The organism is Paeniglutamicibacter psychrophenolicus, assembly GCF_030812255.1.
In the GTDB taxonomy this organism is placed as follows: Bacteria; Actinomycetota; Actinomycetes; order Actinomycetales; family Micrococcaceae; genus Paeniglutamicibacter; species Paeniglutamicibacter psychrophenolicus_A.
Window position 1 is genome coordinate 494,229 of sequence record NZ_JAUSSH010000002.1, and the last position, 24,727, is coordinate 518,955.

The window sequence follows — 24,727 nt, forward strand, 5'->3', positions numbered from 1 at the left end:
GCAAATGCGCATCTCCGAATCCCGGGCCAAGGCCGAGGGCCGCGCCCAGGTGCGCCCCACCGCCGAGGGATGGAAGCAGGCCATGGGCGAGGACGGCCGCCCGCAGCTCCAGTTCACCGCCAAGGCCCGCGTCAGCCAGCCTCCGGTGCACCTGGCCGACCTCACCCTGGCCGAGCGTGCGGAGAAGCTCAAGGAGCTGGGTCTGCCGGGATTCCGCGCCAAGCAGCTCTCGGTGCACTACTTCCAGCACTACACCACCGATCCCGAGCTGATGAGCGACCTTCCCAAGGACCGCCGCGCCGAGATCGCCGACGTCATGTTCCCCAAGCTGCTCACCGAGGTCAAGCGACTGGCCACCGACGACGGCCGCACCATCAAGTTCCTCTGGCGCCTCTTTGACGGCTCGCTGGTCGAGTCGGTGCTGATGCGCTACAGCAACCGCATCACCCTGTGCATCTCCAGCCAGTGCGGCTGCGGCATGAACTGCCCGTTCTGCGCCACCGGCCAGGCGGGCCTGACCCGCAACATGTCCACCGCGGAGATCCTGGACCAGATCGTCCAGGCCAACCGCGTCATCGCCGAGGGCGGTCTGGGTGGACAGAAACACCCCGAAGAGCGCGTGGGCAACATCGTTTTCATGGGCATGGGCGAGCCCCTGGCCAACTACAAGCGCGTCATGAACGCCGTGCACCGCATGGTCGCCGAGGCCCCCGAGGGCCTGGGCATGAGCGCCCGCGGCATCACGGTCTCCACCGTGGGCCTGGTTCCGGCCATCAAGAAGCTTGCCGAAGAGGGCGTCCCTGTCACCTTCGCCCTGTCGCTGCACGCCCCGGACGACGAGCTGCGCGACGAAATGATCCCGGTGAACTCGAAGTGGAAGGTCGACGAGGCACTCGATGCAGCATTCGCCTACTACGTGAAGACCGGACGCCGCGTCTCCATCGAATACGCGCTGATCAAGGACATGAACGACCACGGCTGGCGCGCGGACCTGCTGGCCCGCAAGCTCAACGCCCGTGGCCGCGGCTGGGTGCACGTGAACCCGATCCCGCTGAACCCGACCCCGGGTTCGGTCTGGACCTCCTCGGAGCCCGATGTCACCGCCGAGTTCATCGACCGCCTCGAGTCCGCCGGCGTGCCCACCACGCTGCGCGACACCCGCGGCAAGGAAATCGACGGGGCCTGCGGGCAGCTCGCCGCGGCTGAATAGGCTGTAACCACCACGTTGGGGCGCGATGCGCCATTGATGAGATGAGTTTTTAGATGTCGTTGGCAGCACCGTTCTTCCTGGACAAGTCCGACACCGCAAGCTGGAAGGCCCTGAACGGGCTCTCGCTCAAGGTCAAGGAAGCCGCGGATGCCGCCGGGCTGGGCACCAGGCTCATCGAGCTGCTCAATGTGCGCATCTCCCAGATCAACGGGTGCTCGTTCTGCCTGGACATGCACTCGCGAATGGCCCTTGAGGCGGGCGAGACCACCCAGCGCCTCGCGGTGCTCGCCACCTGGCGCGAGACCTCGCTCTTCGATGACCTCGAATCTGCAGCGCTCTCGGTCGCCGAGGCAACCACCGAGCTGCCTGATTCCGAGACCCGGATTGCCGAGCTCGCCGCATCCCGGCTGGTGCTGGACGACGCGCAGTTCTCCGCGATCCAGTGGGCCGCGATCGCCATGAATGCCTTCAACCGCGTCTCCATCCTGTCCCAGCACCCGGTGCGCCCGAGCAAGAAGTAGCAGGGCCAATGGCGAGCGCGACCGGAACGCAGGGTGCACCAGCGCGCCCCGAGTCGGTGCTCTCGCGCTTTGCCCCCGAATGTGTCTACCTGCTCGGTGGCGGGCGGGCCATCCTCATGCAGCTGGCGATGCCAGGTGTCGGCCACGGCGTGGCCAGGCACTCGAACTTCGCTGCCAACCCGCTCGGCCGCCTCAACGGCACGCTGACCTATATCTACGCACTGAGCAACGGAACAGACGCGCAACGGGCCAGGGTGCGGGAGATCGTGCACGCTGCGCACGCCCCGGTCAAGGCCCCTGCTGCGAAGGATGGATCGCACCCTGCCTATTCGGCCCGTGATCCGAAACTCCAGTTGTGGGTTGCCGCCACGCTCTACGACTCCGCGATGCAGATCCAGCACGCGGTCTTCCCTCCGCTTGACGATGATACGGCCGAGGCGCTGTACCGCGAGTATGCGCAGCTGGGGACCGAGCTGGGCATGCCCGCACACCTGTGGCCGGCCACGCGGGCAGATTTCGCCGAGTACTGGAACGAGACGCTTGGGCAGTTGGGCGTTGACCAGCCGGTACACGCCGTTGCCCATGAACTGCTGGCGGCCAGGAGCGCTCCCTGGTGGATCCGTGCGGCGATGCCGCTGGTTCGACTGATGACCATCGGCCTTCTGCCCGAGCCGGTGCGCACCATGTACGGATTCGAGTTCGAGCCCCGGCACCAACGCCGAATGGAGCTGGTGCTGCGCTGCGCGAGGGCTTCGATGCGCATCCTGCCGCGGGTCTTCAGGCACTTTCCCATGCACTACTACCTCAGCCGTCTTGACAGGTGAGCCGGGAACGGGCATGACCACTTGTCGTTCAACGCAGGGATAGTCCAGCTCGGTAGCGCAGAATGCGAAAGGCCCGGCACGCGCCGGGCCTTTCGCGGATGGCTTTTGTTACTTGCAGGTGCAGCGATCCGCCAAAGCCACATCACCGAGTGCGTCCTCGATGTGCTCGCCGCAGCCTTCCCAGGTCGGCTTTGCGCAGGCTACGCAGGTGATCTTCTTGCACATGTGGTGTCTCCTTGGGAAATAAGCTTCTACGAACTCCTAGGAATAATACCCCTGTGGGTATGGTTGTGCCATTTGCGGTACACCAATTTATCCGCGACAAACGCAACCTCTCGAAGGGAAGAAGCACGCATGGCTTCCGCAGAACTCACCGCAGCAAACTTTGAATCCACCATCTCCGGCAGCGGTACGGTCTTGGTGGACTTCTGGGCCGCGTGGTGCGGTCCGTGCCGCAACTTCGCCCCGGTCTTCGAAGCGGCCAGCGAGAAGTACCCCGACATCACCTTCGGCAAGATCGACACCGAAGCCGAGCAGCAGCTGGCGGCAGCCGCAAACATCACCTCCATCCCCACGCTAATGGCGTTCCGCGACGGGATCCTCGTGTTTTCCCAGCCCGGCGCACTGCCCGCTGAGGCCCTTGAAGACCTGATCGGCCAGGTCCAGGGACTGGACATGGAAGCGGTCAAGAAGGATGTAGCAGCCGAATCGCAGGTGTAAACACCGGCGCGTCCAAGATTCGAAGGCCCCACCCGCAGGTGCTGCGGGTGGGGCCTTCGGTCTTTCCCTGCGTCGCTTGTGACACCCTTGGGGGAGTGCAAGAAGGCACACGTTCACTGGAGGAAGATTGCAGCGCAGTTTGAAGGTCGCCGACCGGGCCAAGGTTCCGGCGTTTAAGGTCATGAATATCCTGGATCGGGTAGCCCAGTTGCGGGCCGAAGGCCGGGACGTCATTTCCCTGTGCGCCGGGGAGCCGGGCGATGGCGCGCCGAGCGCCGTTTCGCAACGGGCCGCCATGATCCATTCCGCTGGCACGCCGATGACCTACACCCCGGCCCTGGGTATCCGGGAGCTGCGCGAAGCCATCGCCAAACACTATAGGCGTTGGTACGACATCGACGTTTCGGCGGACAACGTCGCGGTCACCACCGGCAGTTCCGGCGCTTTCCTGCTGATGTTCCTTTCCGCCTTCAACGCCGGGGACAAGGTCGCGTTGGCGCGTCCCGGCTACCCCGCCTACGCCAATATCCTGCGCACGCTGGGCATCGATGTCATCGAGCTCGATGCCGGGCAGGAATCCCGCTACCAGCCCACCGTGGAGCTGCTTGAAGCGGCCTGGCAGCAGCACGGGCAACTCGATGGCCTGATGCTGGCCTCTCCAGCAAACCCGACGGGCACCATGGTTTCCGGGGACGAGTTGGCTGCCCTCACCGGTTGGTGCAAGGAGCGCGGGGTCCGGTTGATCAGCGACGAGATCTACCACGGCATCGACTACCCGGAGCCGGGCGCCGAGGCCCGCCGCTCGGTCAGTGCCTGGGAAATGGACACCGACACCGTCGTGATTTCGAGCTTTTCCAAGTACTGGGGCATGACCGGTTGGCGTCTGGGCTGGGCGCTGGTGCCCGACGACATGCTGCCCACCGTTGACGCCCTGGCCGGCAATGTCGCGCTCTGCCCTCCGGCGCCGGCCCAATACGCCGCACTGGAGGCCTTCACCGAAGCCTCCTACGCCGAGGCCGAGGCCCGGGTGGCCGAATTCGCGCGGACCCGCGTCGCAGTCCTGGAATCGATCGGGCGCTTGGGATGGGGCGAATGCGCACCGGCCGACGGGGCCTTCTACCTGTACGCGGATCTGGGCGACAAGCTTGGATCCCACGCAAATGCTGCAGCGTATTGCACCGCGTTGCTCGAAGTCGAGGGCGTTGCGATCGTTCCGGGCAATGACTTTGACCGGGTCAACGGGAACAGCCACGTGCGCCTGAGCTTCGCCGCCGGGTACGAGGCGGCCACCGCGGCCATTGAGCGCATCGTGCGGTTCCAGGCCAACGCCTGACTTGTTGCGGCGAAGTGCCGCTTCTCCGCACAGCCTGCTTGCGTCCCTGCGGTTCCACTTGTGCACAGCAGGGGTGCATGCGGTCCGTGCGGCAACATCCAATGCCCATGCTGAAGACTCCACAGATCCAAGGAGTCCACCATGGAGCAATACACAGTCACGGAACTTGAGGACGCACTCAAGGTCGTCAAGAGGCTGCTGCCGCCACGCTACGAATGCCTGGCCTGCTACCTCCATCGCATGCTCGACCATGGGTGCAACGGGCTGAAATGGTGCACCACGTACCGGGACCTGCGGGCGCCCCGGGCCACGGCGATGGAGCGGAAATTTCCGGCGCTCGGCGGCTACTGCGACTGTGAGGTCCTGGTCAACGTGTTCCGGATCAACGACGAGCTTTGGCCTCACGCGGAAGACGGAAGCGTTGACGACACCTACGTTCCGCAGTGCCACAAGGTCCGGCTGGGAACGATCAAGCCATGCGAACTCTGGCTCATGCGCAACGGGGTCCAGTGGGGCGGGGGAGTCTTCCGGCAGGCAACGAAGGCGTCCTAGCCGGGATTATTGGTTGGCGCCGGCCAGGGAGCCCGTGATCTTGGGGCTTTCGGGGTCCGTGACCAGGCAGTGCACGAGCCTGTCGCCGTCGGCCCAGCTGCTTTTGGTGGGTTGCATCGAGGTGTAGTCCAGGCGGGAGTCCTCATACGAGCGCCCTACAAAGGTCCTGAATGAGGGGTCGCACTGCTCAAACGTCAGTTCGTCCATGGCCTCCTGCGTCTCGGGATAGTCTGCAGTCTGGATGCTGAATTCGTGGAAGACCTCGAGTTCGTGCGGTTCCGCGCAGGGGACCACCGGGACGCGGTCGATGTTGCCTTCGCCCGGATCGTTGATGCAGTCGCCGACGCGGATGGAGAAGGCGTCGGCGTTGGTTTTCTTGTCGATGGCCCCGGTGTCGTCGCGCGGGGCCTCGCTCGCTCCCAGCCATGCACAGCCACTGAGCGCGAGGGTGCCGGCAATGAAAAGAATGGCCGTCTTCGTTGATCGAATCATTGCTGCTTCCCGCTGCAGGTGGGTGATGGTTGGGATCATCGTAACCGTCGACTGCATGCGGGCTGGCAGTTGCCCATGCGTGTCGCGAGCGCCCCCGGCCTTAAGTCCCTGTTTGTTGCCGGAGTCCAGTGGTGGACTGTGACCATGGCACAGGATTCGCGGGCCGGAAGGGTTGGCTCCGCCGTGCAAAGCCGGCTCACCACCGGTTCGTTGGCCGTCCTCGTCCTGGCCGGGGGCTTTCACCTGGGTCGCGGCGCGCCCGTCGACGGGGCCACCTATCTGGCGCTCGCGGCCATCATCTTCATCTCGGAGCATCAGGGGTCCAAGCAGTCCGAACGGTCCGGGCTGCGGCAGTGGCCGGCGTTGACGGCGACCGGTCCATGGCTTTGGGTGGCCGTGGTGTTGCTGGGCACGGCCTTGGCCATGTTGCCACTGGGCAACGGGCTGGCGATCGCGCTGCTGGCACTGGGTGCGTTGATGGTCTTGCTGGCGTGGCGGCAGCCGGCCCGCCGGTCGAGGTCGGACCATGTGCACCGGAATGCGGTGCGGCGGACCTTTCTGGCCTGGTCGCTTCTCGTCCTGTATCTGTGCGCCTGGGAGCTGGGAATGTTCTTCAGCGACCACTACCACCCGCAGGGGGCCAGCACGTATCCGCCACTGACCGACCTGGTGGAGCCGGCCTTCCAGCAGCCGTTCACCCGCTGGCTGGCGACGGTGACCTGGCTGGGTGCCTGTGCGCTGGTGCTGCGTGCGCGCCGCGGCAAGGAAACGGTGGGCGAGCCATGACCCGCGACGTCGCGATCACCGGCTACCTGCTCGTTCTGGTGCTGGGGCTTGTGCTCTTCCTGCTGCCGCGTCGGTGGCCCGATATCTGGGTTCCGCTCTCGGAAATCACGGGGATGCTGTGGGAGAACCGGGCCGCCCGGCTGACGCTGGTGCTGTTCTGCTGGTGGTTCGGCTGGCACTTCCTGATGGACGGATAGCGCCCCCGCCAGTGACGGCTAGCTTTCGTCGGGCTGCTTGATCTTCAGGTGCTCGCCGGGGATGCGGTCGCGGTCATAGGTGATCTCCGAGTAGCCGTGCGGTGTGGGGGTTCCGTCCGGGCCCATGTTCACGAACACGATCTTCTCGATGGTCAGGATGGACTGGCGGGTGATCATGTTGCGGACCTCGGCACGCATGGTCAGCGAGGTGCGCCCGAAGTGGGTGGCGGTCAGGCCCATCTCGATGAGGTCGCCCTGCTGGGCGGAGGAGACAAAGTTGATCTCGGACATGTATTTGGTGACGGCGAAGCCGTTGCCCAGCTGGACGATGGCGTAGATCGCCGCTTCCTCGTCGATCCAGCGCAGCAGGCTGCCTCCGAAGAGCGTGCCATTGGCGTTGAGGTCTTCGGGACGGACCCATTTGCGGGTGTGGAATGTAATGTCGCCTGCGTTCATGGAACGAGTCTATGGCGTTGGTGCCTTGTGGAACGTTCATCGTGACCGGTGCCATGCGTGTGGCACCCGGCTGTGCACAGGGCGGACTACCCGAGGTGGTCCATGGCCTCGCAGGGATTCGCGCCCGGCTGCGCGCGATGGATGGCCATGGAGAGCTTGGAAACCAGGCCCGCGAGCTGCGCGCTCTCCGCGGCATCGAGTTCGGCAAGCAGGGTCTGCTCGGCGGCGGCGACACGTGATTCGAGCCGGGTCAGCAGCTCTGTTCCCTGCTCGGTGGCAACGATTTTCCGGGCCCGGCGGTCCGTGGGCGCGGGCACGCGTTCGACGAGCCCGGCCTCGACCAGGTCGTCGATGAGGTAGGTCAGCACCGTGCGGTCGATGCCCAGGTGCGCGCCCAGGGCCTGCTGGTTGGCCGGATCGTGGTGGACGACGGTGGAGAGCATTTGGTATCCGCGCACCGAGCAGGGCATTTCCTCCACGGCCTGCGCAAAGTGGGTTTGGTGGCCACGCAGGATCATGCCGAGGTGCCACGCGAGGTCGCCCGGGATGAATCCCGGCAAGGGCTTGTCCAGTGAAAGGGGTGCGTGCGCGGTGGTGGCCATGGCACCCATCATACCCGAATATGTGGAGTTGCACAGATGATCTGTTCAGAATATAGTCTGCGTAACAGCATATATTTCGGAGAGTAGGGCACATGGACATCGGCGCACAAGCGCACACCGCCTCCCGCGGAACCATTGGCATTCTGGGTGCGGGGCGCGTGGGAACGGCCATCGCACGCCTGGCGGTTGCCGCCGGGTACCGCGTGAAGATTGCCACCTCCAAGCCGGCGGCCGAGAACGCCTTGATCATCGAGATCGTGACCCCGGGGGCCGAGGCCGTCGATGCGGCCGAGGCTTCCGGCTCCGACCTGGTGGTCGTGGCCGTTCCGCTGCACAAGTACAAGTCCGTCAACGCCGACGCGCTCGCTGGCCGGGTCGTGGTTGACGCCATGAACTACTGGTCTGTCACCGACGGGGACATTGCCGACTTCGAGGCCGACGACCGTTCCTCCTCCGAGGTCGTCGCGGCACATTTGTCGGCCTCGCGGGTCGTGAAGTCCTTCAACCACATCGGCTACCACGAGATGGAACCAGACTCCGCGGCGCCCGGCGCCGCCGACCGCCGCGCCCTGGCGATTGCCTCAAACGACGCGGCAGCCACGGAACAGGTTGCCGCCTTCATCGACGCGCTCGGCTTCGACGCCGTGGACGCCGGGAACCTTGCCTCCGGCAGGGCCTTCGAACCGGGCACGGATGTCTTCAACGGCCGCTTCAATGCCGATGAACTGTCGGTGAAGCTGCACACCAGCCTCGTCGCCGCCTGACACGCTCACCGAAACCTTCAACGAAAGAATCGAACCCACATGGAAATCGGCGCCTACAGCTTTGGCGACACCCAACGCAATCCCGACGGATCCCTGCGTTCCACGACCGAGGCCATCGCGAACCTCTTTGAGGCCATCAAACACGCCGACGCGCAGGGCCTGGACTATTTCGGGGTCGGCGAGTACCACACCGCCACGATGCCCGCCTCCTCACCTGGCGCCATGATCGCCGCAGCGGCGGCAGCCACCGGGCAGATCACCCTGGGCAGTGCCGCGAGCATCATCGGCACCGACGACCCGGTGCGCATCTTCCAGCAATTCTCCATCGCCGACGCAATTTCCGGCGGCGGCCGGGTGGAAATCACCGCCGGGCGCGGCTCCTCCGTGGAAACCTTCCCGCTCTTCGGGCACAGCCTGGAGGAATACGACGAGCTCTACGCCGAAAAACTCGACCTGCTCATGACCATCAACAATGCGACCAGCGAGAACGTCACCTGGTCCGGAACCGTGCGCTCCGCGCTAGACAACCTGGCCGTGGTGCCGCGCCCCGCCTCCGGCAAGCTGCCGATCTGGCTGGCCACCGGCGGCAACGCCAGCTCCTCGGCCCGCGCCGGCCAGCTGGGCTTGCCCGTCTCCTACGGCATCATCGGCGGCGCCCCGCACCGCTTCGCCCCGCTGACCGAGCTCTACCGGCGCTCCGGCGCCGCCGCGGGCCATGCACCGGAATCCCTGAAGGTCTCTGTCGGAGCGCTGGGCTTCGTGGCTCCGACCAAGAAGGAAGCGCTGGAGCGCTTCTACCCGGGCTGGCACAACCTCAACGTGGAAATGGGGCAGCTGCGCGGCTGGCCGGCACCGGACAAGCGGGCCTACCTGGCGCAGGCCGACGCCCCGGGCGCCTACTACGTCGGCTCCCCGGACGAGGTCGCCGAGCGCATCGCCCACCTGCACGGACACCTGGGCCACATGCGCCACTTCCTGCAGATGGACCTGGGCGGCATCCCGCAGGAACTCCTGCTGGAATCGATCACGCTGCTGGCCACCGAGGTCAAGCCACGCGTGGCGCGCCTGCTGGCGCAGAAGTAGCGGACGTGCGGCAACGCGGCCACGTCCCGCCACGGGACCCGGCTGGGTGCCCCCGCGTGGGTTGGCCCAGACGCGTGTAGAACCCCGGCCGGCTCTTTGCTTGGATGGAGGTTGTGGTTCCCATTCATGGGGCATGGCATTCCACCGACCGTGCGTTCGGATCCGGGGGGGGAGGTCGAACCCGTCGTGGCATTCGGCTTGGGGTGTCCTCTCGGGAGAGTAGCGGATGCCCGCTGGATCAGGAACCACCTGTGTTGCGGCGCATGCGTCAATGGCACAGCCGGGGCGGGAGCGCCTGGCCACTTGGGGGTGGCCGGCTCCCGCCCCCATGAATCTTCACCAGCGTTCCCTGACGCCGGGGAACCACACCCCGAGGGTCAGGTTGAGCGCCGCTGATGTATCCCGAGTTCGGCAGCCCGTTCCAGGGACAGGCCGTCGCCGGGATCCACGAGTGCCATGAAAAGTGCCAGCGCCGCGGTGCCCAGCAGGGATGTCTTCGTCTCGTGGTCGAGCACCGGCTCGTCCACTTCGGAAAGCAGCCGAAGGCCCAGGCCCTCGGCCATGGCCTGCAGCAGGATGTTGAACTCCCGCATGCCAATCCCGGGCCTGAACCTGAATCCGTAGTGCTCAAAGACCTGGGTGTAGAGGGTCATCCACACTTGCGAGAGATTCTTGTACATGCGGTTCAGGGCCACTGCGGACGCGGAGTCGGACCGGGCCGTGGCCACCGCCAACAACTGGAAACGGTAGGCCGGAAGTTCCATGATCAGCTTGAGGTCCTCGTAGGCCACCCGGTGCACGGCGCGGGAAAAGTCGTCGTCGCTGGTGAGCAAGTCCTTGGCATGTTGCGAGAGTGCCACCTGCAGGCTCCAGTGCTTGTCCGCCAGCGCGTAGGAGATGAAATCCGCCAGGAAATCCCCGTGCGAGCTCCAGCGGTGGCGCATCATGTTTTCGCTCAGCGGGAAGTTCTCGCCGCAGTTGCTTCGTGCCTTGGCCAGGACCTTGCGGCGCGAGAGGTACGACATCACCGGGCGCGTGTCTTCCTCGTCGGTGTCCAGAAGCTGCTCGGACAGGCCGGGCGTGAACAATTCCGTGGTGAGGTCCAGCGCCGCGTCAAGGAAGGCCCTGGTCTCGCGGCCATTGGCCAGGCGCTTGCGGGTGAGCGCGGTCCGCCCGGACACCTTGGTCACGATCTTGGCGTCGTACAGATCCAGGTCGTTCTCCGTGTGCCGATGGTCAGAGTGGTCCGGGGGCATCTTGTTCCATGAACCCATTGGTGCCTCCACAGCCGGACCTTCTCGTTAAACGCATGACTGATCCCAACGTACAACACCCTGCGGGCGCAAGTGGAGGTCAGGAGCCGAAAAGTTATGTCCGTCCGTTGCACCGCCACCGACTCCGGCGCAAGTCCGTGCCGTGGTTTCCCGGTCGTGTTCCTTTGGCCGCCGTGGGTGTAGCCTCGGATTCCGGGATGCCCGCGACCCCTGGTTCACCGTCGTCTGTCCGGGAAACCGGCACCGGTCCGCACCGGGAATCGACGAAGGAAGGTGCCGGTCATGCGCAAGCTGGCGGTGTTGAACAACCTGACATTGGACGGGGTCATGCAAGCGCCGGGGCGTCCCGACGAGGACACCCGCGGCGGGTTCACCCGCGGGGGTTGGGCCATGAGGTACAACGACGAGGTCATGTCGGGGTTCTTGGCCCGCGGCATGGGAGTGGGCGCCGAACTGGTTCTGGGGCGTCGCACCTTCGAGGATTTCGCCTCGTACTGGCCACGGCAAGGCGACAACCCCTTCACCATGGTGTTGAACAACATGACCAAGCATGTCGCTTCCCGGACGCTGGCCGAGCCGTTGCCCTGGGCGAACTCCGTGCTCCTGCCGCCCGATGCCGCGGCCGGCGTCGCGGAGCTGAAGGGCCAGGACGGCCCGGACCTGCTGGTGATGGGCAGCGGGAATCTCTTGCGTTCCCTGATCGCCGAGGGACTGGTCGACGAGTACACCTTGCTGATCCATCCGCTGATCCTGGGGAACGGCGGAGGCCTCTTTGACCGGGGTTTGCCGGCCACCGACCTCGAACTGGTTGAAACGCTGGATACCACAACCGGTGTCATCATTGCGGTGTACCGCCCGGCTAACTGGTAGGGCAAGAGATATGCGGTGCTCAAGGGCGTTTCCGCACGCGGAGGTTAAATGCGTGTGGTGCCGCCCGCACCTGCGGACGGCACCACACGAAGGCAGAAAAGTATTAGTTCTGCGAAGCGAGCACGAATGCGGAATCGATGTTGATGGTGACCTTGTCGCCAACCAACACGCCGCCGGCCTCGAGGGCGGCGTTCCAGGTGATGCCGAATTCCTTGCGGGAGATCTGCGTGGTGGCGGAGAATCCGGCGCGGGTGGCACCGAACGGGTCAACGGCCACGCCGCCGAACTCGACCTTGAAACTGACCGGCTTGGTGGTTTCCTTGATGGTCAGTTCGCCCTGCAGCTCGAACTCTTCCGGGGAGCCTGCAACGCCGGTGGACACGAAGGTCATTTCCGGAAACTGCTCAACGTTGAAGAAGTCCGCGCCCTTGACGTGGGCGTCGCGGTTGTTGTCGTTCGAGTCGAAGGACTCGGTCTTGACGATTGCTTCGACCTTGGAGGAAGCGATCGAATCGCCCACGGTCAGGGTGCCGGTGACGTCGGTGAATGCGCCGCGGACCTTGGAGATGCCTGCGTGGCGGACCGTGAAGCCAACCTCGGTGTGCGAGGTGTCGAGGTTCCAGGTGCCGGGGATGATTTCAAAGCTCATGGGGAAATTCCTTCTGTCGGAAGCCGGTGCAACTGACCGGATTGCATGTGTATGCATATAAATATGCCACAAGATGATTGACGTGTCAACCATTTCTTTTGGGTGGTGAAACATTCCTTAATCTTTCGCACCCCTGCTGCGGCCCGGGGAACGCCTGGTTGATGCGCGATGAACATCCAGTGCACACGTCGGAGGCAGGCTTGTGAAGGAGTCTTCCCGATTGCCTGGTCGGGGGCATTGGTTTCGTTGGCCCACGGCTTCACATGCGCCCGGGCGGGGGTCTTCCGGCATAGGCTGGCTTCGAGGTATCCAGCGATTGCAGTGAGAAGAGAGAGATCAAATGACCCAGATCGTTCCAGTTCGCCACCTTTTCGGGCCGGGCCCGTGCAACCCCTACCCGGAAGCCACCGCGGCGCTTGGCCTGCCGCTGCTGGGCCACCTGGATCCGGCATTCATTGCCCGCATGGACCGCACCTGCGACGGGTTGCGCACCCTGTGGGGAACCGAGAATTCCCGCACCCTGCCCCTGAGTGCCACCGGATCGGCCGGCATGGAGGCCTCGTTCGTGAACACCGTGAAGGCCGGCGACGTTGCGGTCATCGCCGTCAACGGCCTGTTTGGCGAGCGCATGTGCGAGGTCGCTTCGCGCGCCGGCGCAGAAGTGGTCCGCGTGGACCACGAGTACGGCACCCCGGTCGACGCCCAGCGTGTCGCCGATGCACACCCGAATCCGACGGTCATTGCCGCCGTGCACGCGGAGACCAGCACCGGCGTCATCTCCGACATTGCAGCGCTTGGCGCCATCAAGGGCGATGCCCTGTTGATCATGGATGCCGTCACCTCGATCGGCGGGATGCCGGTGAAGGTGGACGAATGGGGCGTGGATGTCGCCTACGCCGGAACACAGAAGTGCATCGGGGTGGCCCCGGGTCTGGCCCCGTTCACCATTTCCGAGCGCGCGTTCGAGCGCCGCGTGCAGAGGCCGCAGTCCTGGTACCTGGACCTTGGCTTGCTCGGCGGATACACGACCGGAGGTGCCGGCGGCGGGCGCACCTACCACCACACCGCGCCGGTGGGCATGGTGGCCTCGCTTGAGGCCGGCATCGACCGGATCCTGGCCGAAGGCATTGAAGCGGTCACCGCCCGCCACCAGGCCGCCGGCCAGGCATTGCAGGACGGGCTTGAGGAGATGGGCCTGACGCTCTTCGCCGCCGAAGGCCACCGCCTTCCGCAGCTGACCACCGTGTATGTCCCGGAGGGGGTGGACTCGGCCAAGGTCCGTAGCTACCTGCTGGAACGATTCAACATCGAGATCGGCGGCGGCGTGGGCAAGTACGCCAGCACCGTATGGCGCATCGGGCTCATGGGCCCGAACGCCAACCCGGCTTCGGTCGCGCTGATTCTTGCTGCACTGAAGGAAGCCATCGCCAAGGTCTAACAACCGATTCACCGTTGCGTGCTTACTGCCCGTCCCCATTCCGGGGGCGGGCAGTTTGCTTTGTACGCCCAGCATGGGCATTTGCTTGGAGGTGAAAGTCCTCTGAAGGAGAAGGTGGTTTAACTTCTAGCCAATGGCAACTGCGTCACCGCGAGGTGGGGTGGGAAGGAAGCCGGAGGCAAAACCCTGCACCGAGGGACACGAACCGCATAGAAGGCATGCTGGTTGGGGTAAGCCGGCAAACGACGGTGAAGCCCGTCCCACCAAAACGGCCAGTGTGTAAATGCGGCGGCGGCAGGGGGAAAGTAAATGTTCTTATCTGGGGAGATCTGTCCCGGTGCGTCACCAGCGGTTGGGGTGAAGCGGTTCGGCCTTAAGGGTCGTGGCTGATGGGGCAGAAGTCAGCAGACGCCATAGTACCCACCGGAATCTTGTTGGTGGTGGGGAAGGGCCGAACGCTGGGAATTGATGATTGGAAGCGATATTACTCGTGACTCATTGGCATCGCAGTAAATCCGTGGAGAGCGGAGCAGATGGTTTGTTGGAGGTACCGGTGAATCCGGGAGGGCCCCTGTCTGTGCGTAGTAGTGGGATTCCGGCGGATATCGGGGATGACGTCAGGGATCGACAGGAATTGTGGGAACGTGTCTTTTCCCAAGCGAACCTGTCGGTCGCGTTGAAACGCGTTGAGCGCAACAAGGGTGCTGCCGGTGTTGACGGGTTGGGCACGGAGGAACTTCGTGGTTGGCTGTCCGAGCACTGGGCGGAGACCCGCGAAGCGTTGGACGCTGGCACGTATGCACCGTTGCCGGTGCGTCAGGTGATGATTCCGAAACCTGACGGCGGTCAACGGATGTTGGGGGTGCCGTCCGTGCTGGATCGCTTGATCCAGCAAGCACTCGCGCAAGTCCTTTCCCCGGTTTTCGAGCCGGGGTTCGTGCCGGTGTCCTACGGGTTCCGGCCGGGCAAAAGCGCCCACGATGCGGTGAAGGTCGCCCAAACGGTGATCTCCCAAGGGTATCGGTGGGTGGTCGAGGTTGACCTTGATGCGTTCTTTGATCGGGTGAACCACGACATGCTGATGGCCAGGGTTGCGCGGAAAGTGGAAGACAAGAAGGTCTTGAAGTTGGTTCGCCGTTATCTTGAGGCAGGGATCATGGCCGATGGTGTTCGGCGGGAAGCGGTGGAGGGAACACCTCAGGGTTCTCCCTTGTCACCGTTGCTTTCTAACGTCATGCTTGACGATTTCGATCAGGAGTTCTGGCGTCGGGGGCACCGTTTCGTGCGGTATGCCGACGATATCCGGTTGTTCTTGAAATCGGAGAGGGCCGCGGTCCGGGTGCTTGATCAAGCCACGAAAGTGCTTGAGGGGCGCCTGTCGCTTCGGGTGAACCGGCAGAAGTCCACGATCAATCCAGCGAAGGTTGCAACATTGCTGGGTTTCGGGTTCTACTTCGTCAAGGGCGGGGTCAAGGTCAGGATTGCTCCGAAGGCGTTCAAACGCATGAAGGACCGCATCCGAGTTCTGACCTCGCGGAAGTGGAGTGTGTCCATGGGGTACCGCATCGAACAATTGAACCGCTATGTGCGGGGTTGGATGGGTTATTTTCGGCTGTCTGAGACGCCGAAGAAGTTCTCCGAGCTGGATAAGTGGTTTAGACGTCGGATGCGGCAGATCCGGTGGAAGGAATGGAAAAGAACGCATACGCGGGTCGCGAACTTGCGTAGGCTCGGGATACGCCATGATTTGGCGTATCAATGGGGCATGGCAAGTCGTGCGTACTGGCGTATTGCGGGATCTCCGATTCTTACTCGGGCGCTGCCCAATGCTTATTGGGCGGATCAAGGCTTGGTGTTGTTTCGCCAGAGTTGGGACAGGTTTCAAACGACCTAGCGAACCGCCGTATGCGAGGTCCGCACGTACGGTGGTGTGAGAGGTGGGAGGCAAACCCTCCCACCTACTCGATTCAGAAGCGCCGGCGACGCACTCGCTGGCAATGCTCGATCACCTTGTTGGCATCGGACCAACGGATCGAATCCAGCGACTGATACGGGTGCCGAAGGATCCGGTTGACGGTGTTGAGCTCTTCGCCCGGGTCGATGCTGCCCAGGATCCGAAGCTCACGCAACATCAATTCCCTCTCGGCGCAGGTTGCCGTGTGCATCGGCCTCCATGACGGCTTGTAGTCCTCAACGATTTCGTATTGGTCAGACATTTCCCCTGCCTTTCCCTGCCCCCAAGGCGGTAGTGCTATGACGGAACGGCCGTATTTTCATTAGATCAGGGGCCTCCGACATTTTGGGGAAGTGGACCTGCCCGGTGGCGGCAGGCGGGGGAGCGGCGCGCTGGTGGCGCGCACGGTCGATCCCGGCCTTGATCCGGCCTTTCGGGACCTCGGTGGCGGGCGGCCGGGGAATTTCGGAATGTGCCAAGAATCTATTGCGTCAGGCATTCGGGCGGAGTAATCTACAACCAAATGGTTGTACATGAACTGGACGAAACCGAGATCGACCGCATCTTCCAAGCCATGGCGGATGCAACCCGGCGCGACATCATCAAGCAGGCAATGCTCCGGGAACAATCGGTCTCCGAACTGGCGAAGCGCTATGTGATGAGCTTCGCGGCCGTACAAAAGCACGTGGCCGTGCTCGAGCGGGCCTCGCTGGTTACCAAGCAACGACGCGGGCGGGAGCAAATCGTGCAGGCAAATCCCGAATCACTGCGCCGTGCAGCGCGGCTGCTGGAAGCCTACGAAGACATCTGGCGCGAGCGGGCAAACCGCATTGGGGAGATACTCTCCAACCAACCCGAAGGAACGGAACCATGAGTGTCATCAGCACCCACAAGGACACAGAGAACCTCACCCTGACATTTGTCGCGGAATTTCCCGCCGACATCGATCGGGTCTGGCAAATCTGGGAGGACCCGCGCCAACTCGAACGTTGGTGGGGCCCTCCCACCTGGCCGGCCACGTTCGTGCGCCACGAGATGGCTGTCGGCGGGGAATCCCGGTACTACATGACCGGGCCCGACGGGGAGAAGGCGCGTGGCTGGTGGAAGATCATCGCGCTGGATGGCCCCAGGGGCTTTGAATTCGAGGACGGATTCGCCGGGGACGACGGGGAGCCCAGTGGATTCCTCGGTAGCACCCGCTGCGTGGTGACCCTTGAGCAAAACGGCGGGACCACCAGGATGACCACGGTTTCTTCGTTCGAGAGCGCCGAGCAGCTCGAAGAAATGGTCAAGATGGGCATGGAGGAAGGCATGGGCCTGGCCATGGGACAGATCGACGCTTTGCTCGCCGCATAGACGATCCCGCGGGCGGGCGGGGCCGGCAACAAGAAGCCCCGCCCGCTTCCGGGCCAGGATACCGTTTGCCGGCAGGTAGAAGCAGGCCGTGGGCCATCGCCAAGCCCGCGGCCGCGGCGTACCGTGGAGATACCAGGCCGCTTCAACCGGATCGCAGATCATGAAACCCGCTGTGCTCAAGAAATGGATACCTGCCGTGCTGGCGCCCGCAGTCATTGCGGCCTTCGCCATCGGTGCCTCGATCTCTGCCGACGCGCAGGTGCAGCTCGAGCCCAAGACGCCGCAGCAGGTCTTGCAGATGATCGCCGGCTCCAAGGTCACCGACTTCTCCGGAAGCACGAGCGCAACCTTGGACCTCGGGCTCCCGCAGCTTCCGGATCCGGGAAGCAACGGCACGATGGCGACCCCGGGCACGAGCCCTGGCCCCGGTGCTTCCGCCTCGCCCGATTCAACCACGACTCCTCCCGAAGCGCACCTGATGGACGTGCTCGCGGCACTCTCCGGCACCCACGAGGCCCAGGTCTACGTCGATGGACCCGACAAGGCACGGATCCAGGTGCTTGACGGCATGGATGAACAGAATTTCATCCGCAACGGTTCCTCTCTGTGGCATTACGACTTCTCCAGCAACACCGCGGACCACATCGTGGTTCCCGGGTTCCCCTGGAAGGCCGCCTCGAAGCATTCGTCGGTGCCGCCGACACCCGGAGCCGTGGCAGACAAGCTCCTGGAAGCCATGGGGCCAAACACCGACATGAGCGTGGCTGCCGGGCCCCGGATTGCCAACCGCGATGCCTACACCCTCGAATTGGTCCCGCGCAGCGTAGACTCCCTGGTTGCGAAGGCGAGCATCGGGGTCGATGCGGCCACCGGGGCACCGCTACAGGTCGTGGTGGACGCCGTGGGCCAAACGAACCCCGCGGTATCCGTGGGATTCACGACCTTCACCCCGGGCACTCCCGCGGCCAACCTCTTTGAGTTCATCCCTCCGGCGGGGGCGAAGGTGAACGAACACAAGATCCCGCCGCAGGCACTGAAGGACAAATCCGGACACAATCCCCATGCCGCCGATCCCGGCAACAAGTTGGGCCACAAGCCCGGCAACGCCAAGCCGGGCAAGCAACCGGGGCACCGACTCGATGCCGCCAAGCCCGGACACAAGAAAGCGATGCAGCGCCCCGATTCCACCAGGGGCACCGGTTGGGACACCGTGGTGGTGGTCCCGGCCAAGGACGTCCCCAAGGAGTTGGCCGGGAACGCCATGCTGAACCAGCTGGCAACCCCGGTGGAGGGCGGCAAGCTGCTGCACACCTCGCTGCTCAATGTCCTGCTCACCGATGACGGGCGCATGCTCCTTGGCCCGGTCTCGCTGGCCCGGCTGCAGGCCGTCGCCAACGGACAGTGACCGGGGTGCCGGATACCGCCGGCGACCTCGCCATCCAGACCGCGGGGCTGGGCAAGAGCTTCGGGAAACGCCGCGCGGTCAACAACCTCGATTTGGCCGTGCCGCGCGGCTCGGTCTTCGGGTTTTTGGGACCCAACGGCTCCGGCAAGACCACCACCATCCGCATGCTGTTGGGTCTGGTGACCCCCAGCAGCGGAACCATGTCCCTGCTCTCCCAACCCATGCCCGCCGCGGCAGGCGAGGTGCTGCCGAGGGTGGGTTCCCTGGTCGAGGGCCCGGCCTTCCACCTTTTCCTCAGCGGAAGGGCCAACCTCACCCGCCTCGATTGCGCCGATTCCACCGCCGACCGCCCCACCCGGCCCCGCCGCGTGGATGCGGCACTGGAAAAGGTCGGGCTGGGCAAGGCAGCGAAGCTTCCGGTGCACGCCTACTCGCTGGGCATGAAGCAACGGCTGGGGATCGCCAATGCGTTGCTGCGCGAACGCGAGCTGCTGGTGCTCGACGAGCCGACCAACGGCCTGGACCCGCAGGGAACCCGCGAGGTCAGGCACCTGATCAGCGCTCTGGCCACGGAGGGGACCACGGTGTTCGTCTCCAGCCACCTGCTCTCCGAGATCGAACAGATCTGCAGCCACGTGGCGGTGATGAGCGTGGGGAACCTCGTGGCCCAGGGAACCCTGGAGCAGTTGCGTGCCCAGGGCAGCCGCGGGGTGAAGGTGGTGACGCCGGACCCGGGCGTGGCCATGGCGGTGCTGGCCCGGCTGGGCCTGGACCCGCACGTCGAGCCGGTGCCCGGCGGGGAGGACGGGATCGTGGGGGCGGTCCTGGGCCCGGAGGCCCCGGAACCCGAGCACCTGGTCGAGGGGCTCGTGGCTGCCGGGGTGCGCGTGCGTGGATTCACGGTCCAGCCGGCGAGCCTGGAGGAACGATTCGTGGCGCTGACCGGGGAGGGATTCGACCTTGTCCAATAGGGGATTGCTGGCCAACGAAGTCATCTTGCTGTATCGGCGTCGCCGCACCTGGGCGATGCTGCTGGCCCTGGGTGCGGTGCCGGTGCTCATCGCCGTCGCGGTGCGCCTGACCTCGGGACCGCCCACCGGGCGCGGGCCTGCATTCCTGGACCGGGTGGCCGGGAACGGATTGTTCGTCGCCATCACCGGGCTGCTGGTGTGCATCCCGCTTTTCCTGCCGCTGACCGTGGCCGTGGTTGCCGGGGACACCATCGCCGGGGAGGCCGGGAGCGGAACGCTGCGCTACCTGCTCACCGCGCCGGTCTCGCGCTCGCGCCTGCTGCTGGTCAAGTTCGCCGTCGCGGCGCTCTTCTGCCTCTCGGCCACCGTCATGGTCGCCCTGTGCGGGCTGGGCATCGGATCCTTGCTCTTTCCCGTGGGGCCGGTGACGCTGCTCTCCGGAACCACCATCTCCGCGCAGGCGGCGCTGCTGCGCGTGGGCTTGATCGCGCTGTATGTGGCGGTGTCGTTGATCGGCCTGGCCGCCGTGGGCCTGTTCATCTCCACGCTGACCGATGTGCCCGTCGGCGCCATGGCCGCCATCGCGGTGCTCGCCGTGGCCGCGCAGATCCTGGGCCAGCTGCCGCAGCTTGACTGGTTGCATCCGTGGTTGTTCACCCACCACTGGCTCGGCTTCGCCGACCTGCTGCGGGACCCGATCCGCTGGAGGGAATTTGGGCAGAACGCACTGCTGCAGGGCGGATACCTGCTGGTCTTCGGTGCCCTGGCCTACGGCAGGTTCGCCAGCAAGGACGTGCTCTCCTGACACTGGTGCCCGGGCCTCCTGCACGCAAGAATGGGGGAATGGACATCGCTACCTGGCTGCTCGACTCCGATCCCTCGCTCCGCTGGCAGGTCATGCGCGACCTGTTGGACAGGCCCGAGCCCGAAGTGGCCCGGGAACGGGCCCGTGTCGCACTCGAGGGGCACGGCGCACAGTTGCTGGCACTGCAGGATGCACGCGGCTACTGGAACAACGACGAATACGGCGAGGACCAGGACCGCCGCTCCGTGTTTTGGTCGCTCGCGCTGCTGCGCCGCCTCGGTGCCGACCCCGCAGACCCCGGCGTGCGCACCGCGGTGGAGAGGGTGCATGAATCGGTCATCTGGAAGTACTGGGACAACCTGCCCTTCTTCCACGGCGAGGAAGAACCCTGCATCAACGGCGGCGTGCTCTCCCAGGGCGCCTACTTCGGGAAAACCGGCGAGGGCTCCGAGCGCATCACCGCCCGGCTGCTCGCCGAGCAGCTCCCCGACGGCGGCTGGAATTGCGAAGCCCCCGCGTCCTCCACCGTTTCCTCTTTCGACACCACGCTCTGCGTGCTGGAAGGACTGCTCGAACACGAACGCGCGGTGGGCGAGGTGCCGGCGGCGCTCGCCGGGGCCCGCACCCGCGGCGAGGAATACCTGCTGGCCCGTTCGCTCTTCCGCAGGCTTTCCACCGGGGAGGTGGCCAACGGGCGCTACCTGAACTTCTCCTTCCCGCCGTACTGGTTCTACGACGTGCTGCGCGCCCTGGACTATTTCCGGGACGCGGGCGGAACCTTCGACGCGCGGCTGGAACCGGCCATCGAGGCGCTGGTGTCCCGGCGCAGGGCGGACGGGCGCTGGGCCGCCGGGGTCGCCTGGCCCGGGCGTGTCTACCTGGAGGTCGATGCGCCCGAGGGCGAACCGAGCCGCTGGAACACCCTGCGCGCCCTGCGGGTGCTGCGCTGGGCCGGGGTGGAAACGGATTCCTGGGCCGCGGGCTGAACCACTTCGGGACGGACGCCTGAAGTTTGCCGCCGGTTAACGCCACGCTGGGGAAGCGTTGGGCCTGGTGCGTCAGGGTGGGAAACACATGGGTGTTGGGGCGCCCTGGCCACACTTGCTCCACGAACCGAAGGACAGCCACGACATGCCGCAAAAACCCATGCCCATCACCGCCGTACTCTGCCTGGCTATTTGCCTGCTCGCCGGAGCTGCCGCCCCGGGTACGGCGCTGGCCGCCGGCACCCCCGAACCACAAGGACCGCCCGTGCACGCGGCACCGGAAAAGGCCATCGACCGGTACCCGACGACCATCGACTCCGGCTCCTGGGACGCCGGGCATATCCAGGGCATCGCCATCGATGAAAAGGGCGGCTTCGTCTACCACTCGTTCACCAACATGCTTGTGAAGACCGATCTGGATGGCAACGTCGTGGGAACCGTCGGGGGTTTCACCGGCCACCTCGGCGACCTTGACTTCAACACCCAGGACGGCCGCGTCTACGGTTCGCTCGAGTACAAGGCCGCCGAGTCCTTCTACATGGCAATCTTCGACGTCGAGAAGATCACCGAGATTGGCATGGACGCGGAGAGTTCGGGCATCGTCACCGCCGTCTATCTGGAGGAAGTCGTCGATGACTTCACGGCGGACCTGGACGGCAACGGGATTTTTGACGGAGACACCGCCAACACCGCCGACCACCGCTATGGTTCCAGCGGCATCGACGGGGTTTCCTTCGGGCCGGGCTTCGGTGCCGCCAAGGGCAAGCAACAACTGACGGTCGCCTACGGGATCTACCGGAACAACCAGCGCGAGGACAACAACCACCAGGTCATTCTGCAGTACGACGTCTCCCGCTGGGGCAAGTTCGAACGACCGCTGACCCAGCAGGATCCGCATTCCTCGGGACCGGCCGAGGTGGACGGCAAGTTTTTCGTGCATACCGGAAACACCAACTTCGGTGTCCAGAACCTCGCCTACGACGAGGCCAGCAAGAACTGGTATCTCGGGGTCTATCGCGGGTCCAAGCCCGGCTACCCCAACCGCACCCTGTACGTCGTGGACGGCACCGCAACCCCGACCGAAGGGACGCTCCACGGACAGCCGGGCAATGAGAGCGGGCTGCTGCTGTCGTTGGTCCAGGCCGGCATCCCCGATGAGTCCACCGGCATCTTTGGCTGGGAGTTCAAGGCGGATGTCGGCATCGAGCCGGTCGGCCACGGCTACTTCTACGTCGCGCGGGACTTCGACGACTATTCCAACGGGCACAAGCAGGAAGCCGCATCCCTGGAGCTGTACCGGTGGACCGGTGCCGGCAGTGCCGGATTCGAGCGCGTGGTCCGCTGACGACACCGGACAACCCAACCGAAGGCCGGGGAACGCATCTTGCGCGTCCCGGCCATCGGCGTATCACCGCGAGGCGGTCACAATCGGTGCGCACCGCATCGCATTCATCGCTGTCACCCGACGTTTGGGTGAATCGGGGGCCGGCAACGCGAAGTAAGAAATGACCACCCGCGCAATACTGGCTATGGTTTGGCTATTGGTTGGAATAGTTGAAGCTTTGGGGAAATCGTGGGCTGGAGCAATGAATCGGTGCCGTTGAAACGGCGGAAGAACGTGCGTTGGATCTGGTTGGGGCTTGCCGTTGCGGTCCTGATCCTGTTGGGCATCGCCGGGGCGCTGCCGGGGGTGATGATTTTTGCCGGAATCATTGCCCTGATCCTCGGCATCGTGGCTTTGCTGGCCAACGGCATCAAATGGGCGAGGATCCCGAATCGCAAGTTCGGGGCCGGGGTCGCCGGCGCGGCGCTGGTCCTGACGATTGCAGGCACTGCCTTGAGCGGCACCGAGGGGACTGCCGGCCCGGAGGCCTTGCTCGAGGAACCAGCGGTGGCCGAAACGCTCCAGGCGGACCTCGCGAGCTTCATCGGCAAGTCCTGCGAATTCGACTACCAGGTCATGACCCAGGGCGATGACAACAATTATTGCGACGAGGATTCAGCCGGCGCCCTGATCTGGGTCGACCAAGACACCCACGATCGTGCCGAGGCGGACCTTGCGGTAGCCCGCGAAGCCGAAACCCAGAAGAAGCTGGACGAGGCAGCGGCAGCCGAGGCGAAGGAAGCTGCGGAAGCAGCCGATGCCAAAAAGGCGGCAGCGGCGGAAGCGGCGAAGACCAAGGAAGACGCTGCGGTCAAGAAGGCGAAGGCGGCGGCAGCGGCAAAGGTCAAGGAAGCGGCCGACGCCAAGAAGGCGAAGGCGGCGGCAACTGCAAAGGCCAAGAAAGCAGCCGAGGCCAAGGCCGCCCTGGCCGCAGAAAAGACCCGCAAAAAGAAGAATGCCGAGACAGAGGTTCGGAAGAGTCCCTCCAGCACCTATTACCAGAACTGCACCGCGGTGAGGAACGCCGGAGCTGCACCGATCCACAGGGGCGAACCGGGATACAGCCGCAAACTGGACCGCGACGGCGACGGCGTCGCCTGTGAGTAGCGACGAAGGCTGGACACCGGCTGGTTCCACGAGCGGGAGGAGCCCGAAACCCAGCAACAGGGCCGGATCTGCAGTCCTTCTTTCGGGGATGGCCTTGGCGCTCGGCTTGGTCTTGGTATCTTGCACCGGAACTGGCATCGAAGCCCCGGCTGGTGCTGCGCCGGTCATCTGGTCCGAGGCTCCAACCGCGGAACCCTTGGTGGTTTGGTCGGAGGCACCCACGCCGGAGGCAACAGCAGCAGTTGCCGTGCCCGAACCCGAACCGTCGGCCGAAAAGGCCCAGGCGCCGGCCGAGCCATCGCAGGCACCTGCAGACGCCTCTGCGGCACCGGCACCATCGTCCGGCAATGAAAACCCCACCCGAGCCAAGGCCGGTACGGCGCTGCACCAACTTGCGGGCATCCAGATCAAGGGGCGGGCACCGAAGACCGGTTACGAACGCAGCTTGTTCGGCAGCGGCTGGAAAGATCCGGACCGCAACGGCTGCGATGCCCGCAACGACATGCTGCGTCGCGACCTGACAGGGATCGAGGCGAAGCCGGGAACCAACGGCTGCGTCATCACCAGCGGTGTGCTCGCGGACCCGTTCACGGGAAAACGCATCGATTTCGTACGCGGGCAGGGGACCAGTACCAAGGTCCAGATCGACCACGTCGTGGCGCTGTCCGATGCCTGGCAAAAGGGGGCGCAAAAGATGACCGAAGAGCAGCGGGTGGTCTTTGCCAATGACCCACTGAACCTCTTGGCGGTTGATGGTCCGTCAAATGCTTCCAAGGGCGATTCGGATGCGGCCACGTGGTTGCCGCCGAACAAGTCGTTCCGTTGTTCCTACGTCGCACGGCAGACCGCGATCAAGGCCAAGCACGGATTATGGATGACCAAGTCCGAGCACGAAGGGATCAAGCGAATCCTCACCTCGCAATGCACAAGGCAGCCGATCCCCGCGGGTTGAAGATCCAGGGACTGGACCCAGATTGTCTTAAATGGT

General features: G+C 64.8%; 28 protein-coding genes. 22 read left to right on the top strand and 6 right to left on the bottom strand.

The window, feature by feature from the left end; all coding sequences use genetic code 11:
- Window positions 1–4 precede the first annotated feature (4 nt).
- From rlmN to J2T21_RS05290, 6 genes are all read left to right on the top strand, one after another.
- Window positions 5–1,210 carry a 23S rRNA (adenine(2503)-C(2))-methyltransferase RlmN gene (rlmN, locus tag J2T21_RS05265; RefSeq protein WP_071214510.1) on the top strand — a complete coding sequence of 402 codons (1,206 nt, stop codon included), beginning with the start codon at window positions 5–7 and terminating at the stop codon, window positions 1,208–1,210.
- A 53-nt stretch (window positions 1,211–1,263) separates the two neighbouring features.
- The gene (locus tag J2T21_RS05270; protein WP_307579201.1) at window positions 1,264–1,731 is read left to right on the top strand and encodes a carboxymuconolactone decarboxylase family protein; all 468 of its coding nucleotides are present in this window, start codon (window positions 1,264–1,266) and stop codon (window positions 1,729–1,731) included.
- Between the two features lie 8 nt (window positions 1,732–1,739).
- Window positions 1,740–2,555: an oxygenase MpaB family protein gene (locus J2T21_RS05275; RefSeq protein ID WP_307579203.1), complete on the top strand. Its 816-nt coding sequence runs from the start codon at window positions 1,740–1,742 to the stop codon at window positions 2,553–2,555.
- A gap of 354 nt (window positions 2,556–2,909) precedes the next feature.
- Window positions 2,910–3,275, top strand: a complete 366-nt coding sequence (gene trxA / locus J2T21_RS05280; protein WP_307579204.1) for a thioredoxin — start codon at window positions 2,910–2,912, stop codon at window positions 3,273–3,275.
- A 127-nt stretch (window positions 3,276–3,402) separates the two neighbouring features.
- Window positions 3,403–4,608, top strand: a complete 1,206-nt coding sequence (locus tag J2T21_RS05285) for a pyridoxal phosphate-dependent aminotransferase (RefSeq protein ID WP_307579206.1) — start codon at window positions 3,403–3,405, stop codon at window positions 4,606–4,608.
- Between the two features lie 141 nt (window positions 4,609–4,749).
- Window positions 4,750–5,160, top strand: a complete 411-nt coding sequence (locus tag J2T21_RS05290) for a DUF2695 domain-containing protein (RefSeq protein WP_307579208.1) — start codon at window positions 4,750–4,752, stop codon at window positions 5,158–5,160.
- A gap of 6 nt (window positions 5,161–5,166) precedes the next feature.
- Here the strand turns inward: J2T21_RS05290 and J2T21_RS05295 are convergent, their stop codons facing one another.
- Window positions 5,167–5,652, bottom strand: a complete 486-nt coding sequence (locus tag J2T21_RS05295) for a septum formation family protein (protein ID WP_307579210.1) — start codon at window positions 5,650–5,652, stop codon at window positions 5,167–5,169.
- Between the two features lie 144 nt (window positions 5,653–5,796).
- Between J2T21_RS05295 and J2T21_RS05300 the strand changes: the two genes are divergently transcribed.
- Both J2T21_RS05300 and J2T21_RS05305 read left to right on the top strand, forming a co-directional pair.
- Window positions 5,797–6,438 (top strand): hypothetical protein, encoded by a 642-nt coding sequence (locus tag J2T21_RS05300; RefSeq protein ID WP_307579212.1) that lies wholly within the window; start codon window positions 5,797–5,799, stop codon window positions 6,436–6,438.
- A complete protein-coding gene (locus tag J2T21_RS05305) occupies window positions 6,435–6,635 on the top strand; it encodes a DUF6186 family protein (RefSeq protein ID WP_307579215.1) in 201 nt (66 codons plus the stop codon). Before J2T21_RS05300 ends, J2T21_RS05305 begins: the two co-directional genes overlap by 4 nt.
- An 18-nt stretch (window positions 6,636–6,653) precedes the next feature.
- On the opposite strand, the gene J2T21_RS05310 is transcribed toward J2T21_RS05305, so the two are convergent.
- Together J2T21_RS05310 and J2T21_RS05315 are read right to left on the bottom strand one after the other, a co-directional pair.
- Window positions 6,654–7,091: an acyl-CoA thioesterase gene (locus J2T21_RS05310; protein ID WP_307579217.1), complete on the bottom strand. Its 438-nt coding sequence runs from the start codon at window positions 7,089–7,091 to the stop codon at window positions 6,654–6,656.
- Window positions 7,092–7,177: 86 nt separating this feature from the next.
- Window positions 7,178–7,693 (bottom strand): MarR family winged helix-turn-helix transcriptional regulator, encoded by a 516-nt coding sequence (locus tag J2T21_RS05315; protein ID WP_307579219.1) that lies wholly within the window; start codon window positions 7,691–7,693, stop codon window positions 7,178–7,180.
- A gap of 92 nt (window positions 7,694–7,785) precedes the next feature.
- Between J2T21_RS05315 and J2T21_RS05320 the strand changes: the two genes are divergently transcribed.
- Both J2T21_RS05320 and J2T21_RS05325 read left to right on the top strand, forming a co-directional pair.
- A complete protein-coding gene (locus J2T21_RS05320; protein WP_307579221.1) occupies window positions 7,786–8,457 on the top strand; it encodes an NADPH-dependent F420 reductase in 672 nt (223 codons plus the stop codon).
- A 39-nt stretch (window positions 8,458–8,496) separates the two neighbouring features.
- Complete coding sequence (locus J2T21_RS05325; protein WP_307579223.1) at window positions 8,497–9,540, top strand: LLM class flavin-dependent oxidoreductase; 1,044 nt, start codon at window positions 8,497–8,499, stop codon at window positions 9,538–9,540.
- Window positions 9,541–9,917: 377 nt separating this feature from the next.
- Here J2T21_RS05325 and J2T21_RS05330 read toward each other — a convergent pair whose 3' ends face one another.
- Window positions 9,918–10,814 (bottom strand): hypothetical protein, encoded by an 897-nt coding sequence (locus J2T21_RS05330; protein ID WP_307579225.1) that lies wholly within the window; start codon window positions 10,812–10,814, stop codon window positions 9,918–9,920.
- Between the two features lie 282 nt (window positions 10,815–11,096).
- Between J2T21_RS05330 and J2T21_RS05335 the strand changes: the two genes are divergently transcribed.
- A complete protein-coding gene (locus J2T21_RS05335) occupies window positions 11,097–11,684 on the top strand; it encodes a dihydrofolate reductase family protein (RefSeq protein ID WP_307579226.1) in 588 nt (195 codons plus the stop codon).
- A 103-nt stretch (window positions 11,685–11,787) separates the two neighbouring features.
- On the opposite strand, the gene J2T21_RS05340 is transcribed toward J2T21_RS05335, so the two are convergent.
- Entirely contained in the window at window positions 11,788–12,333 is a 546-nt protein-coding gene (locus J2T21_RS05340) for a YceI family protein (protein ID WP_307579228.1), read from the bottom strand.
- 340 nt (window positions 12,334–12,673) lie between these two features.
- Between J2T21_RS05340 and J2T21_RS05345 the strand changes: the two genes are divergently transcribed.
- Window positions 12,674–13,771: a pyridoxal-phosphate-dependent aminotransferase family protein gene (locus J2T21_RS05345; RefSeq protein ID WP_307579230.1), complete on the top strand. Its 1,098-nt coding sequence runs from the start codon at window positions 12,674–12,676 to the stop codon at window positions 13,769–13,771.
- A gap of 472 nt (window positions 13,772–14,243) precedes the next feature.
- Window positions 14,244–15,665 (top strand): group II intron reverse transcriptase/maturase, encoded by a 1,422-nt coding sequence (ltrA, locus tag J2T21_RS05350; protein ID WP_307579231.1) that lies wholly within the window; start codon window positions 14,244–14,246, stop codon window positions 15,663–15,665.
- A gap of 73 nt (window positions 15,666–15,738) precedes the next feature.
- Here the strand turns inward: ltrA and J2T21_RS05355 are convergent, their stop codons facing one another.
- Entirely contained in the window at window positions 15,739–15,987 is a 249-nt protein-coding gene (locus J2T21_RS05355) for a hypothetical protein (protein ID WP_307579232.1), read from the bottom strand.
- A gap of 261 nt (window positions 15,988–16,248) precedes the next feature.
- On the opposite strand from J2T21_RS05355, the gene J2T21_RS05360 reads away from it, so the two are divergent.
- The 9 genes from J2T21_RS05360 (at window position 16,249) to J2T21_RS05400 (ending at window position 24,691) form a co-directional block, all read left to right on the top strand.
- Window positions 16,249–16,599 (top strand): ArsR/SmtB family transcription factor, encoded by a 351-nt coding sequence (locus tag J2T21_RS05360; protein ID WP_307579235.1) that lies wholly within the window; start codon window positions 16,249–16,251, stop codon window positions 16,597–16,599.
- Window positions 16,596–17,081, top strand: a complete 486-nt coding sequence (locus tag J2T21_RS05365; RefSeq protein WP_307579237.1) for an SRPBCC family protein — start codon at window positions 16,596–16,598, stop codon at window positions 17,079–17,081. The genes J2T21_RS05360 and J2T21_RS05365 overlap by 4 nt, the downstream gene beginning before the upstream one ends.
- 160 nt (window positions 17,082–17,241) lie before the next feature.
- Window positions 17,242–18,486, top strand: coding sequence for a LolA family protein (locus tag J2T21_RS05370; RefSeq protein WP_307579239.1), 1,245 nt, complete (start codon window positions 17,242–17,244; stop codon window positions 18,484–18,486).
- Window positions 18,487–18,491: 5 nt separating this feature from the next.
- Window positions 18,492–19,457, top strand: a complete 966-nt coding sequence (locus tag J2T21_RS05375) for an ABC transporter ATP-binding protein (protein WP_307579241.1) — start codon at window positions 18,492–18,494, stop codon at window positions 19,455–19,457.
- The gene (locus J2T21_RS05380; RefSeq protein ID WP_307579243.1) at window positions 19,447–20,262 is read left to right on the top strand and encodes an ABC transporter permease; all 816 of its coding nucleotides are present in this window, start codon (window positions 19,447–19,449) and stop codon (window positions 20,260–20,262) included. The genes J2T21_RS05375 and J2T21_RS05380 overlap by 11 nt, the downstream gene beginning before the upstream one ends.
- Window positions 20,263–20,300: 38 nt before the next feature.
- Complete coding sequence (locus J2T21_RS05385) at window positions 20,301–21,248, top strand: hypothetical protein (RefSeq protein WP_307579245.1); 948 nt, start codon at window positions 20,301–20,303, stop codon at window positions 21,246–21,248.
- A gap of 145 nt (window positions 21,249–21,393) precedes the next feature.
- Window positions 21,394–22,593: a hypothetical protein gene (locus J2T21_RS05390; RefSeq protein WP_307579247.1), complete on the top strand. Its 1,200-nt coding sequence runs from the start codon at window positions 21,394–21,396 to the stop codon at window positions 22,591–22,593.
- Between the two features lie 228 nt (window positions 22,594–22,821).
- Entirely contained in the window at window positions 22,822–23,739 is a 918-nt protein-coding gene (locus J2T21_RS05395; RefSeq protein ID WP_307579249.1) for an excalibur calcium-binding domain-containing protein, read from the top strand.
- A gap of 247 nt (window positions 23,740–23,986) precedes the next feature.
- Window positions 23,987–24,691, top strand: a complete 705-nt coding sequence (locus J2T21_RS05400; RefSeq protein WP_307579251.1) for an HNH endonuclease family protein — start codon at window positions 23,987–23,989, stop codon at window positions 24,689–24,691.
- Window positions 24,692–24,727 lie beyond the last annotated feature (36 nt).